Annotated in this window: 12 protein-coding genes; 8 read left to right on the top strand and 4 right to left on the bottom strand. The window is 60.7% G+C overall.

Going from position 1 to position 12,361, the window contains the following annotated elements:
* Positions 1–37 precede the first annotated feature (37 nt).
* The 5 genes from ACMYUN_RS03620 (at position 38) to hcnC (ending at position 4,936) form a co-directional block, all read left to right on the top strand.
* Positions 38–967: a hypothetical protein gene (locus tag ACMYUN_RS03620; RefSeq protein ID WP_039762248.1), complete on the top strand. Its 930-nt coding sequence runs from the start codon at positions 38–40 to the stop codon at positions 965–967.
* Positions 968–1,187: 220 nt separating this feature from the next.
* A complete protein-coding gene (locus tag ACMYUN_RS03615; protein WP_039762247.1) occupies positions 1,188–1,727 on the top strand; it encodes a hypothetical protein in 540 nt (179 codons plus the stop codon).
* Between the two features lie 236 nt (positions 1,728–1,963).
* Positions 1,964–2,278, top strand: coding sequence for a (2Fe-2S)-binding protein (locus tag ACMYUN_RS03610; RefSeq protein WP_133336715.1), 315 nt, complete (start codon positions 1,964–1,966; stop codon positions 2,276–2,278).
* The gene (gene hcnB, locus ACMYUN_RS03605) at positions 2,275–3,684 is read left to right on the top strand and encodes a cyanide-forming glycine dehydrogenase subunit HcnB (RefSeq protein WP_415762903.1); all 1,410 of its coding nucleotides are present in this window, start codon (positions 2,275–2,277) and stop codon (positions 3,682–3,684) included. Before ACMYUN_RS03610 ends, hcnB begins: the two co-directional genes overlap by 4 nt.
* Positions 3,677–4,936, top strand: a complete 1,260-nt coding sequence (gene hcnC / locus ACMYUN_RS03600) for a cyanide-forming glycine dehydrogenase subunit HcnC (protein ID WP_415762902.1) — start codon at positions 3,677–3,679, stop codon at positions 4,934–4,936. Before hcnB ends, hcnC begins: the two co-directional genes overlap by 8 nt.
* Before the next feature lie 148 nt (positions 4,937–5,084).
* On the opposite strand, the gene ACMYUN_RS03595 is transcribed toward hcnC, so the two are convergent.
* Positions 5,085–6,893, bottom strand: a complete 1,809-nt coding sequence (locus tag ACMYUN_RS03595; RefSeq protein WP_415762901.1) for a monovalent cation:proton antiporter-2 (CPA2) family protein — start codon at positions 6,891–6,893, stop codon at positions 5,085–5,087.
* A 250-nt stretch (positions 6,894–7,143) separates the two neighbouring features.
* On the opposite strand from ACMYUN_RS03595, the gene ACMYUN_RS03590 reads away from it, so the two are divergent.
* A complete protein-coding gene (locus tag ACMYUN_RS03590) occupies positions 7,144–8,058 on the top strand; it encodes a LysR family transcriptional regulator (protein ID WP_039762241.1) in 915 nt (304 codons plus the stop codon).
* Here the strand turns inward: ACMYUN_RS03590 and ACMYUN_RS03585 are convergent.
* Positions 8,048–8,818: a substrate-binding domain-containing protein gene (locus ACMYUN_RS03585; protein WP_039762240.1), complete on the bottom strand. Its 771-nt coding sequence runs from the start codon at positions 8,816–8,818 to the stop codon at positions 8,048–8,050. The genes ACMYUN_RS03590 and ACMYUN_RS03585 overlap by 11 nt on opposite strands.
* A 12-nt stretch (positions 8,819–8,830) precedes the next feature.
* Entirely contained in the window at positions 8,831–10,123 is a 1,293-nt protein-coding gene (locus ACMYUN_RS03580; protein WP_016775219.1) for an MFS transporter, read from the bottom strand.
* Positions 10,124–11,130: 1,007 nt separating this feature from the next.
* Between ACMYUN_RS03580 and ACMYUN_RS03575 the strand changes: the two genes are divergently transcribed.
* Positions 11,131–11,439, top strand: a complete 309-nt coding sequence (locus tag ACMYUN_RS03575; protein WP_039762238.1) for an RcnB family protein — start codon at positions 11,131–11,133, stop codon at positions 11,437–11,439.
* Between the two features lie 88 nt (positions 11,440–11,527).
* Positions 11,528–12,040, top strand: coding sequence for a hypothetical protein (locus tag ACMYUN_RS03570; protein WP_415762899.1), 513 nt, complete (start codon positions 11,528–11,530; stop codon positions 12,038–12,040).
* A gap of 1 nt (position 12,041) precedes the next feature.
* Here ACMYUN_RS03570 and ACMYUN_RS03565 read toward each other — a convergent pair whose 3' ends face one another.
* Positions 12,042–12,353, bottom strand: a complete 312-nt coding sequence (locus tag ACMYUN_RS03565) for a protealysin inhibitor emfourin (protein WP_039762237.1) — start codon at positions 12,351–12,353, stop codon at positions 12,042–12,044.
* Between the last annotated feature and the right edge of the window lie 8 nt (positions 12,354–12,361).

Raw genomic sequence — 12,361 nt, 5'->3', positions numbered from 1 at the left:
TTGTAACACCATTTTTCATGCCTGGAGCAGCACAACAATGAATAGATCCCCTGATGGCTATTATTCTGCCGTGGAAGAGTCGAGCAGTGTTTCAGGCGTGTCCTGGGGCGCGATCTTCGCCGGTGCTGCGGCTGCCGCTGCACTGTCGATGATTCTGGTATTGCTCGGTTTCGGCCTGGGCTTTTCGGCTGTTTCACCGTGGGCCGGAGAGGGCGTCAGCGCCAAGGGCCTGGGCATTTCGACGATTGTCTGGCTGGCTGTGACGCAGATTATTGCTTCCGGTATGGGCGGCTACATTGCCGGCCGTCTGCGTGTGAAGTGGGCCAACATGCACGGTGACGAAGTGTATTTCCGCGACACCGCCCATGGTTTCCTTGCTTGGTGTGTCGCCACCTTGGTCACCGCTGTGCTGGTGGTCGGTTCGGTCAGCAGCGTCGTCAGTGGCGGCGTGCAGGCCGGTGCCAACGTCGTTGGCGGTGCTGCCGGTGCGATGAGCCAGGCCGCCGGCTCGGCTGCTGCCAACACTGACAGCGATCAGTACGGTTACTTCGTCGACAGCCTGTTTCGCGATGATCGTCCTGCTGCTGTCAGCGATGATGCCGCACGCGGCACCGTGACCCGCATCTTTGCCCAGAGCCTGGCCAACGGTCAGCTCAGCGCAGAAGACCGTACCTACCTCGCGCAACTGGTGTCGCAACGCACCAACCTGAGCCAGGCCGATGCCGAACGTCGTGTCGACGAGATCTACGCCAACACCCAGAAAGCCATCGCTGACGCCAAACTGAAAGCCCAGCAGGCTGCTGACACCGCCGCCAAAGTCGCTGCCTACACCTCGCTGTGGATGTTTGTAGCGCTGTTGGCCGGCGCGTTCTTCGCCAGCCTCGCAGCTACCTTCGGCGGTCGTCGTCGCGATGCGGTCGAGTACGTTGAAGTCGATACCTACACCACTACCACTCCGGTCCGTTAAAAAGGAGAGTCACCATGCGCTCATTACTGTTGTTCTTCCTCGGCGTACCGATCCCGATCATCATCCTGATCGCCCTGTTCGTGCACTGATCCCTCTGAGGCAGGATGCCTCTGCCGCTTTTACCTTCGGGTAAAAGCGGCTTTTTGCTTTCTGCGGTGCCAAAAGCGAAAATCCCTGCGCAAAGCGGGCGTTCCGCTTTATCACTTTAAGGATGAGTCAGTTGGACAAGAAGGAAACCAAACGCCAGGTCGGCGAAATGCTCGATGCCGGTCGCTCGAAAACCGAGACTTTCCAGGCATTCTCCGGTGGTGCGTTGAAAGACAAGGCGCTGGCCTACCTGATCGGCTCACGCCCCGATCCGGATCTGATTGAACGACACGCCGGCAAGATCAAAATCCTTCTCGGACTGATCTATGTTCAGGCGCTGATCGGTCTGGTGGGCGGCTATTTCCTCGGGCTGACTATCAGCACTGGTTTTGCCATCGGACTTGGTTTGTTTGCAGGTGGCGTGCCTTTGCTCTTTGCCTGGGGTTTTTATCGCAACGCAGCTCACGCTTACACGGTGTACGTGGTGCTCTCGATCAGCCAGGTGCCGCGCATGTTCAAGGAATACGGAGATGACCCGACCGGTACGGTGATCGGCGTGGCAATCACGCTGGCGATGATTTTCTACGTCGCGTGGTTGAAGAACCTGCTGTTCCCCGACCTCGGTTTCTTCGGCGCAAAGAAAATCAAAGGCCAGTTCGTCTTCTCCAACTAATCGTTACCATCCCGCCATTTTCACTGGCCTGGATCAATATTTCGCGTGGCGATGTCGCCTACCGTAAATGACCCAGGCCTTTGCTGAGGTATGAGCTACAGTGCTTCTCGCGCACCTTGTTGCGCTGACGAAGTATCCGCGTCGACGTTGACAACACAGCAAAAAAGCGTCGACGAGGCGTAGTGCAGCAAGGAGCTGTCACAACCTCAACTGAATCTTCACGGACGAACACCGTAATGAACTGCCTAGAAAGAACCTTCGATATCCAGCCCTTGGTGCAGGCGGACATGACCGTGCACATCAACGGCCAAGCGGTCAGCGCCGCCATTGGCGAAACTGTCCTCAGCGTCATCCAGTCCCTCGGCGTGCGCCAGATCGCACGCAACGACCACGATCAGATCAGCGGCGCCTATTGCGGCATGGGCGTGTGCCAGTGCTGTCTGGTGAAAATCAACGGTCGCCACAAACGCCGGGCCTGCCAGACCGTGGTGCGCGACGGTATGCAGATTGAAACTCAGGTCAACCGCGTCGTCGCGCAGGAGGTCGTATGAGCCTGCAACCGTTGATCGTCGGCGGCGGGCCGGCGGGGATGGCGGCGGCCATCGAACTGGCGCGCCACGGCGTGCGCAGCACCTTGCTCGAAGAGGCTTCGCGCCTCGGCGGGGTGGTCTATCGCGGGCCGTTGCGTGATGGCGTGCAACTGGATTATCTCGGGCCGCGCTATTCCGAAGCACTGGACAAACTGCATGGTGAATTTCAGCAACAGTCGGGGCTGATCGACGTGCGCCTCAACCATCGCGTGGTCGGCGCCGAAGGCACCCGCGCGTTGGTGGTGCTCGACGGCGATGAGCAACTGCACGAGATCGCTTATCCGCAACTGCTGCTGGCCGCCGGTTGCCATGAACGCAGCGTGCCGTTTCCCGGCTGGACGTTGCCGGGAGTCATCCTGCTCGGCGGCCTGCAACTGCAGATCAAGAGTGGCGTGGTCAAGCCGCAAGGGCCGGTGATCATCGCCGGTACCGGGCCGCTGCTGCCGCTGGTGGCGACCCAATTGCATGCCGCTGGCGTGCGCGTCGCCGGTGTCTACGAGGCTTGCGCGTTCGGCAAGATCGCCCGCGAGAGTCTGGCGCTATTGAACAAACCGCAGCTGTTCCTTGACGGCTTGAGCATGCTCGCTTACCTCAAGTTGCACGGCATCCCGATGAACTACGGTTGGGGGGTGGTCGAAGCCCACGGCGAGGGCGAATTGAAGAGCGTCAGCGTCGCGCCGTATTCGTCGACGTGGGAGGCGGATCTGTCGCGGGTCGAACGCTTCGAAGCGCAGACGTTGGCGGTGGGGTACGGTTTTATTCCGCGCACGCAATTGAGTCAGCAGATGGGTCTTGATCACGGCTTCAGCGACGATGGCTACCTGCGTGCGCATGCCAATGTCTGGCAGAAAAGCAACGTGGCGCATGTGCATCTGGCCGGTGACATGGGCGGGATTCGTGGTGGTGAAGCGGCGATGCTGGCGGGCAAGATCGCCGCCACTTCGATTCTGCTGCAACGTGGCGTACTCGACGCCGGACTCGCCCGCGTTCGCCGCGACCGTTACGCGAGCAAGCTCAGAGCCATCGTGCGCTTCCGCGCAGCGGTGGATCGCTACACCGAGCGCGGCGTCGGCCAGACTGCTTTGCCCGCAGCCGACACGGTGATCTGCCGCTGCGAACATGCGACCCGCGCCGACATCGACCTGGCCCTGGAGCAGGGCGTGCAAGACATCGCCAGCCTGAAAATGCGCACCCGCGTGAGCATGGGCGATTGCCAGGGGCGGATGTGCGTCGGCTATTGCAGCGATCGCCTGCGCCAGGCCACCGGACGTCAGGATGTGGGCTGGCTGCGCCCGCGCTTTCCGATTGATCCGGTACCGTTTTCGGCATTCCAGTTCCTCGGCACGGAGGCCGCTTCCCATGAGTAAGTTCTACGACGTGGTCATTGCCGGTGGCGGCGTGATCGGCGCGTCCTGCGCTTACCAATTGTCAAAACGCAAAGACCTCAAGGTGGCGCTGATCGACGCCAAGCGCCCCGGCAACGCGACCCGTGCTTCGGCGGGTGGTTTATGGGCGATCGGCGAGTCGGTCGGCCTCGGTTGTGGGGTGATCTTTTTTCGCATGATGTCGGCCAATCGCAAGCGCGAAACCCAGGGCGCAGCGGTGGCGGTGGACGCCAGTACGCCGCACATTTTGCCGCAGTCGTTTTTCGATTTTGCCTTGCAGTCCAACGCGCTGTACCCGGCGTTGCACCGCGAGCTGAAAGACAACCACGGCATGGATTGCAAGTTCGAGAAGACCGGACTGAAATTCGTGATCTATGACGACGAAGACCGGCTCTACGCCGAGCACATCGTCGGCTGCATTCCGCATCTGGCCGATCAGGTGCGCTGGCTCGATCAAGCGGCGTTGCGCGCGGCGGAGCCGAGTGTCAGTCATGAGGCTCGCGGTGCGCTGGAGTTTCTTTGTGATCATCAGGTCAGCCCGTTCCGCCTCGCGGATGCCTATATGGAAGGCGCGCGGCAGAACGGCGTCGACATCTTCGTCAACACCAACGTCACCGGCGTGCTGCATCACGGCACTCGCGTGACGGGAGTGCAGACGGCGGAGGCGGGGGTGTTCCACTGCAAGACGCTGATCAACGCCGCAGGCGCCTGGGCGGCGGATTTGAGCGAGTGGGCGACGGGTATTCGCATTCCGGTAAAACCGGTGAAAGGCCAGATCCTGCTGACCGAGCGCATGCCGAAGATCCTCAACGGCTGCCTGACCACCAGCGATTGCTACGTGGCGCAAAAGGACAACGGCGAAATCCTCATTGGTAGCACCACCGAAGACAAAGGCTTCGACGTCACCACCACCTACCCGGAAATCGCCGGGCTGGTGCAGGGCGCGGTGCGCTGTCTGCCGGAGCTTGTGGACGTCAATCTGAAACGCACTTGGGCGGGACTGCGTCCGGGCTCACCGGATGAATTGCCGATCCTCGGGCCGATGCGCGGGGTCGAGGGTTATCTGAATGCTTGCGGGCACTTCCGCACCGGGATTCTGACGTCGGCGATTACCGGGGTGTTGCTGGACAAACTGGTGAATGACGAGCCGCTGCCGCTGGATATCACGCCGTTTCTGGCGGAGCGGTTTGCAGTTGCAGCCGTCGAGCCGGTGCCCGCGCTGGAACTGGCCTGACCCAGGCAGCATTGATGTTGAATGTGCCGGCCTCTTCGCGGGCAAGCCCGCTCCCACAGGGTTATATGTCGTACACGAAATATCGGTTCGACTCGACCAATGTGGGAGCGGGCTTGCCCGCGATGGCGGCTTGAGCAGCGCCGGATTTTCAGCTGTCGCGCGCTTGCTCTTCCAGTTGATCCGATTCAAACAACTTGGCCAGTTCCGCCCGGGCTTCCTGGGCGGTCTGCAGGACTTTGGCGGCGTCGTCGTAAACGGCGTGTTGCGCCTCCAGTACCTGTTCGTCGTGATGCTTGAAACGTTTGATGCGCGCATCGGCCTGGGCCTGGGTCAGCCCGAGGCCGACCAACGTGCGCCGGCTCATTTCCAGACTTGAATAATAGGTCTCACGAATCGCCTCCGCGCCCACATCAACCAGGCGATGCACGTGCTGACGGTTACGCGCGCGGGCGATGATTTTCATGTGCGGATAGAGCTTGTGCACCACTTCGGCAGTCTTGATGTTGGTCTCCGGATCGTCCGTGGCAATGACGAAATACTCCGCTTCGCCAACCTTTGCCGCGTGAAGGATTTCCGGGCGCATCGGGTCGCCATAGAACACCGGCACACCGCCGAAGCTGCGCGACAGTTCGATGGTTTCCACCGAGGTGTCCAGCGCAACGAACTTGATGTTCTGCGCGCGCAGAATCCGCGCCACGATCTGGCCCATCCGGCCCATGCCGGCAATCACCACGCGCGGCGCTTCGGTGTCGATTTCGCGGAATTTCTCCGGCACTTCCACCGGCTGCACTTTCGGGCTGACCAGCCGTGCGCAGATCAACAGCAGCAACGGCGTCAGCGCCATCGACAGGGTGATGGTCAGCACCAGCATGTCGTACAGCTGCGGCTCGAACAGGCCTTGATCGCGACCGATCTTGAATACCACGAAGGCAAACTCACCGCCGGCAGCGAGGACGATGCCGAGGCGGATTGCGCTGATCTTGTTCAATCCTCCCGCCAAGCGCCCGACCACGAACAGCAGCGGCAATTTCAGGCCGATCAGCAGCAGGGTCAGGCCCAACACGGTGATCGGCGCGCTCAACAACAGGCTGAGATTGGCGCCCATGCCGACGCTGATGAAAAACAGCCCGAGCAGCAGGCCTTTGAACGGTTCGATCTGCGCTTCCAGTTCATGGCGATATTCCGAATCCGCCAGCAGCAGGCCGGCAAGAAACGCACCCAACGCCATCGACACACCGACCAGATCCATCAGCCACGCCGTGCCGATCACCACCAGCAGCGCAGTGGCAGTAGATACCTCGGGCAGACCGGTTTTCGCCACCACGCGGAACACCGGACGCAGCAGATATCGCCCGCCGATCACCACCACGGCAATGCCGCCGAGCACCTGCAGGCTGTGCCGAATATCGTCGGCGGTGCTGGTGTGGTGATCAACGCCAGCGAGCATCGGCACCAGGGCGATCAATGGAATCGCGGCGATGTCCTGGAACAGCAGAATCGCAAACGCCAGACGCCCGTGGGGGCTGGTCAGTTCCTTGCGTTCGGCGAGGCTCTGCAGGCCAAACGCGGTAGATGAAAGCGCCAGACCGAGGCCCAGCACGATCGCACTGTTCAGCGGCTGGCCGAACACCGACAGCGCCAGCCCGCCGATCACCGACGCGGTCAGCAGCACCTGCGCCAGGCCGACACCGAACACCGATTTGCGCATCACCCACAAGCGCCGCGGCGACAGCTCGAGGCCGATGATGAACAGCAGCAACACCACGCCCAGCTCGGAGATATGCGCAACGCTTTGCGGGTTGCCGATCAGGCCGAGCACCGACGGGCCGATGATCACCCCGGCAAACAGATAACCGAGCACCGCGCCCAGTTGCAGACGTTTGGCCAAAGGCACGGTGAGCACGGCCGCGAACAGAAACACGACAGCGGCTTGCAACAGATTGCCTTCATGGGGCATTGGAACGACTCCTGACTACGGGTACGGCGGGGGTGACAAGGATAAGGGTTACGCGGTCTCCAGACCATTCGAGATCCAATGTGGGAGCGAGCCTGCTCGCGAATGCGCTGGGTCAGTCACCTATCCATAGACTGATGCTCCGCATTCGCGAGCAGGCTCGCTCCCACAAGGGCAGCTTTCATCAGGCCTGTAATAATTTGCATCAACTGGTTACATTTATAACCCCTGCGCATCAATTTCCGGAAACGCCATGGCCATCAACTTCGACCTCAACGACCTGCAAGCCTTTCGCGCGGTGGTCGAGCAGGGCAGTTTTCGCAAGGCTGCCGACACCGTGCGCCTGTCGCAACCGGCGCTGAGCCGGCGCATCGAAAAGCTTGAAGATGCCCTCGGCGTGAAACTGTTCGAGCGCACCACGCGCAAGGTCAGCCTGACCCAGGCCGGGCGCGGCTTCATGCCCAGCGTCGAGCGCTTGCTGGATGATCTCGACATTGCCTTGCTCGGCATCAGCGAAGTCGCCTCGACGCGTCTGGGCCATGTCACCGTCGCCTGCGTGCCGTCGGCGGCGTACTACTTCATGCCCCGCGTGGTCGCGCGCTATCACCAGCAGTTTCCACGGATCAAGGTCAAAGTCCTCGATTCCAGCGCCCACGATGTGTTGAGTGCGGTGGTCAATGGCGAGGCGGATTTCGGTTTGAGTTTTCTCGGCACGCAGGATGCCAAAGTCGAGTTCGAACCGCTTGTGCAGGAGTGCTACGTTGTCGCCTGTCGCCGCGATCATCCGCTGGCCGGGCGCAGCAGCGTCAGCTGGGACGAGTTCTATCAGCAGGATTACATCGCGCTGGACAAGACTTCGGGCAATCGCTTTCTGCTTGATCAGGCCTTGGGCGGAGTAGTGCCGCAGCGGCAGAGCATCTGCGAGACGCGGCATGTGACGACGATGATCGGGCTGGTGGAGGCGGGCTTGGGCGTGGCGGCGGTGCCGTTGATGGCGATGCCTGGGCCGGATCATCCGATCCTGACGCGGGTGCCACTGATTGAGCCGCAGGTGATGCGCAGTGTCGGCATCATCAAGCGCCGGGATCGCACGTTGACCCCGGCGGCACTGGAACTGGAGCGGCTGGTCGTAGAAATGCGCGTCCAGCCGCCAACGCTCAGCGCTTGACCGAATCCAGCCCGGTGGCCTGCACGTCAGCCTGAGCGGCCGGTGCAGCGAGGTAGGCGAGCAGGGCCTTGGCTTCTTGCGGATGCTCGGCCTTGACCGGAATGCCAGCGGCAAAACGTGTTACCGACTGTACCGATTCCGGAATCTTCGCGACGAAACTCACGCCCGGCACCGGCAGCAATTCGCTGACCTGCTGGAAGCCCAACTGATAGTCGCCAGTGGCAACCACCGAGCCGACCGGGATCCTGGCGATCATTTTCGCCTTCGGTTTCAGCTGGTCTTCGATGCCGAGTTTCTTGAACAGCTGCTGCTCGATGTACACGCCGCTGGCGCTGTCGGAGTAGGCCACCGACTGCGCATCAAGCAGGGCTTTCTTCAGACCATCGACATTGCTGATGTCCGGTTTCGCCGCGCCCTCACGCACCACCATGCCGATCCGCGAATCCGCCAGTTCAACGCGGGAGGCCGGGTCGACTTTGCCTTGTTTGATAAGCTCATCGAGGGCGTAGCCGACCATGATCACCACGTCGGCGTGCTCACCGCGCGCCAGACGATTGGGAATTGCTTCCGGCGCCTTGCCCATCGACGGGCCGAGGCTGGTGGTCAGGGTGTTACCGGTGGCGGCAGCGAATTTCGGCCCGAGGATCTTATAAGCGGCAGTGAAGCCACCCGAGGTCATCACGCTGAGTTCTTCGGCCTGGGCCGCGAAGTTGAAAGCGAGACCGGCGAGCAGGGCAGTGACAGTAAAGAGTTTTTTCATGGCGAGTTTTCCTCAGGCCGCGACAGGTTGCAGACGACCACCGGCACGGCGGTACAGATAAAGCGTGGCGCACAGCGCGCACAGGGCACCGATGCTCATCCAGTAACCTGGCGCGGCTTTGTCGCCGGTGTACTGGATCAGGAAGGTCGACATCGCCGGGGTGAAACCGCCGAAGATCGCCGTGGCCAGGCTGTAGGCCAGGGAGAAACCGGCGACGCGCACTTCCACCGGCATGATTTCGGTCAGCGCCGGAATCATCGCGCCGTTGTACAAGCCGTAGATGAACGACAGCCACAGCAGCGACAGCAGCATGTTGGTGAAGCTCGGCGCCTGCACCAGGAACGACAGCGCCGGATAAGTCGTGGCCAGCGCCAGCAAGGCCATGCCGATCAGTACCGGACGACGGCCGATACGGTCGGACAACGCACCGCCAATCGGCAGCCAGAAGAAGTTCGAAACACCCACCAGCAGCGTCACCAGCAGCGCGTCGGAAGTGCTCAGGTGCAGCACGGTTTTACCGAAGGTCGGCGCGTACACGGTGATCAGGTAGAACGCGGTAGTGGTCAACGCGACCATCAACATCCCGCCAAGTACCACGCCCCAGTTCTGGCCGAGGGTGCGGAACACTTCGCGCATGCTCGGACGGTGTTTGCGCGCGGCGAACTCTTCGGTTTCCGCCAGATTACGACGCAGGAAGAAGATGAACGGGACGATCATGCAGCCGACGAAAAAAGGAATGCGCCAGCCCCACGCAGCCACGGCTTGTGGCTCCATCCACTGGTTCAGACCGTAGCCCAGCGCGGCCGCGACGATGATCGCGACCTGCTGACTGGCCGACTGCCAAGCGGTGAAAAAGCCTTTGCGGCCCGGCGTGGCGATCTCGGACAGATACACCGACACACCACCCAGTTCCGCACCGGCCGAGAAGCCTTGCAGCAGCCGGCCGATCAGCACCAGCGCCGGAGCGAACAGGCCAATGGTTTCGTATCCGGGCACCAGCACAATCAATATCGTGCCGCTGGCCATGATCGACAGGGTGACGATCAGACCTTTGCGCCGGCCGACATCATCGATGTATGCACCGAGCACAATGGCGCCGAGCGGACGCATCAGGAAGCCTGCGCCAAACACCGCGAACGTCATCATCAGGGAGGCGAACTCGCTGCTCGCCGGGAAGAACACCGCCGCGATCTGCGTGGCGTAGAAGCCGAACAGAAAGAAGTCGAACTGTTCGAGGAAGTTGCCCGAGGTCACCCGGAAGATGGCACCGGCCCGCGAGCCGTTGGTTGGGATTGAGGCTGTCATAGGAAAAGTACTCCACCGCTTTTATGACGTGCGCTACGGAGAAGCGGCGCACGGTTTTTATTGAGGTGGATGGTGGCGCAGATGTAACAATCTGTTAATTGCATTGTTGGCATGGATTGATGCGCGGGGCGGATCAATGCTTTCGGTGCTTAGCGGCATATGTGGGAGCGTGCGTGCCCGCGAAGGCTTTTTGTCGAGCTGGTTGACCGGGTACATATCCGTTGCTGCGGTAACGGCTGCTTAGGGTTTCGCCCTTACGGCGAGTCACCTTTTCCAAACGCCGAAAAGGTAACCGAAAAGGCTTGCTCCTGCGTTCGGCCCTCGCAGGCTCGGGTTCCTTCGCTGCGGGATCGATCCGGGCGCAGCGGCTACGGTTTGCTTCGCTGCACCTCCTTGCGCTGTGTCTGGCTGCGCCAGACGGTCGCTGCGCTTCCACGCCCGGATCAATCCCTCCACTCAGCCTTCCGACGTCGCCCGTGGATCAAAAGCACTCGAGCTAACGCTCAATGTTGAGTGGGGCGGCTTCGCCGCGGGCAGCTGCGCTGCTTTGCTTTTCTGTGGGAGCGGGCCAGCTCGCGAAGGCGGCCTGGCAGCCGACCCGATCATGAGGTCGTGCCCAATCCAATTGTAGGAGCTGCCGAAGGCTGCGATCTTTTGATCTTGCTCTTGCTCTTGCTCTTGCTCTTGCTCTTGCTCTTGCTCTTGCTCTTGCTCTTGCTCTTGCTCTTGCTCTTGCTCTTGTAGGAGTGAGCCTGCTCGCGATAGCGGTATCAGGCGAAAATGATGTTTGCCAGTCGAAGGTTATCGCGAGCAGGCTCACTCCTACAGAGATCGGAGCTCCGGTCAAAAAATTTGGTGAAACACCAATCCCTGTGGGAGCTGGCTGGCCAGCGATGGCGGTCTGATGGACGAAGCCCTCTAGTGTCCATCTCTGGCAAAAAACAAGGAATGTTTCCCGCGCCGCACAGTCGGAGTTCAGGTACTACCTATCTGAAAGAGGTTCACCGATGAACAGCAAAACCCTAATCGCCAGCCTGGCCCTTGTTGCGGGCATTGCCGGGATCACGCCCATTGTTCAAGCGGCGCAAACCTCCAGCGACCCCTCTGTGCAATCGCCGACCAGCGATCGCCAGCTGAAGGTCAACGACCGCGCGCCGGAAATGTACCAGCGCGAAGACAAGGCGCTGAAGAACTGGAAAGCCAAAGGTCTGAAAGCACCGATCGAGCAGGCGCAGTGGGTGCAGATCAATGACAAGTACGTGATGGTGATGATCACCAATGGCACGATTGTCGAGATGCAGCCGGTCGAGAAATAGCCTCGGCTTTACAATTGGCCACGGATGGCTGATTGCATTCGAACGCCGTTCCGGTAAAACAGCGGACGTCTGGATGAGGAACAAGGGATTGGACAAGAAACCGCTTTACCGCAAAGTGAATACTCGAACGTGGGGTGTTCGTCGCCACGAATCAGTTGCGCATTATCGCGATCAGCGCAACAGCAAAGCTGCAAGCCGTGACGAAGGCATGCGAAGTTCGATGCACCCAGGCAAACAATACGGGCGAGATTACACGCCGTTGTTTCGCTTCCTGCTGTCTCGGGTTGGCGGTTCTTGGGATGCCATTTTCAGCGAAGCTGTGGCGCGACTGGATCAATCAGCGCCGGTGTTCTGGATGGTTGCCATCCATGAGAAGGATCGCAAAGAAGTCGTGCGACTGGGTGAGTCCAGTTATTTCAACGGGCTTTACGTCGACGAGCAAAATCTCCTGCAACTGGTCAATCCGAAACTGAAGGCGCAGGACATGACGCCGAGCTGCGAGTGCTGTACGCACACGTTCAACGGTGTCGTATTCGGCCAGACCGCGGGCTTTGGCCCGCGCACATCGTCAGTTGTCGACGCAGAAGAACCGCCAGCATGAATCAGAGCAGCTCCCCCTTGTCCCACAAATGCACCAGCTCCCCCGGTGCACGGTCCTCCGGCACCTTCAACACCATTTCCCCGGACTGATAGCGCACCTCAATCTGATAAAAGCGTTGATCACCACGTCCGGATTCGCTGCTGTCCAGCGGCAGACACCCCTCAAGCACCGAGCAGATTCTTGAACGCTGACTGATGTCGCATTGCGCGAATTCGATTTCCCTCGGGCGGCTCAGGCTGTGAATCGCTGCAACGCCACCCTGGCGAGATACGCGCAAAACGGAATCGTCATCCAGCTCGGGTAGCGTTTTCATACAGTCTC

This window comes from Pseudomonas sp. CP4 (assembly GCF_047758505.1).
Lineage (GTDB): Bacteria > Pseudomonadota > Gammaproteobacteria > Pseudomonadales > Pseudomonadaceae > Aquipseudomonas > Aquipseudomonas fluorescens_AO.
The sequence above is the reverse complement of the archived record's forward strand: the minus strand, read 5'-3'. Positions and strand labels throughout refer to the sequence as shown.

What these genes read in the sequence shown, in the direction of transcription:
- ACMYUN_RS03620 (WP_039762248.1), top strand. Translation starts at nt 38, where the DNA reads ATGAATAGATCCCCTGATGGCTATTATTCTGCCGTGGAAGAGTCGAGC.
- ACMYUN_RS03610 (WP_133336715.1), top strand. Translation starts at nt 1,964, where the DNA reads ATGAACTGCCTAGAAAGAACCTTCGATATCCAGCCCTTGGTGCAGGCG.
- hcnB (WP_415762903.1), top strand. Translation starts at nt 2,275, where the DNA reads ATGAGCCTGCAACCGTTGATCGTCGGCGGCGGGCCGGCGGGGATGGCG.
- hcnC (WP_415762902.1), top strand. Translation starts at nt 3,677, where the DNA reads ATGAGTAAGTTCTACGACGTGGTCATTGCCGGTGGCGGCGTGATCGGC.
- ACMYUN_RS03595 (WP_415762901.1), bottom strand. Translation starts at nt 6,893, where the DNA reads ATGCCCCATGAAGGCAATCTGTTGCAAGCCGCTGTCGTGTTTCTGTTC.
- ACMYUN_RS03590 (WP_039762241.1), top strand. Translation starts at nt 7,144, where the DNA reads ATGGCCATCAACTTCGACCTCAACGACCTGCAAGCCTTTCGCGCGGTG.
- ACMYUN_RS03585 (WP_039762240.1), bottom strand. Translation starts at nt 8,818, where the DNA reads ATGAAAAAACTCTTTACTGTCACTGCCCTGCTCGCCGGTCTCGCTTTC.
- ACMYUN_RS03580 (WP_016775219.1), bottom strand. Translation starts at nt 10,123, where the DNA reads ATGACAGCCTCAATCCCAACCAACGGCTCGCGGGCCGGTGCCATCTTC.
- ACMYUN_RS03575 (WP_039762238.1), top strand. Translation starts at nt 11,131, where the DNA reads ATGAACAGCAAAACCCTAATCGCCAGCCTGGCCCTTGTTGCGGGCATT.
- ACMYUN_RS03565 (WP_039762237.1), bottom strand. Translation starts at nt 12,353, where the DNA reads ATGAAAACGCTACCCGAGCTGGATGACGATTCCGTTTTGCGCGTATCT.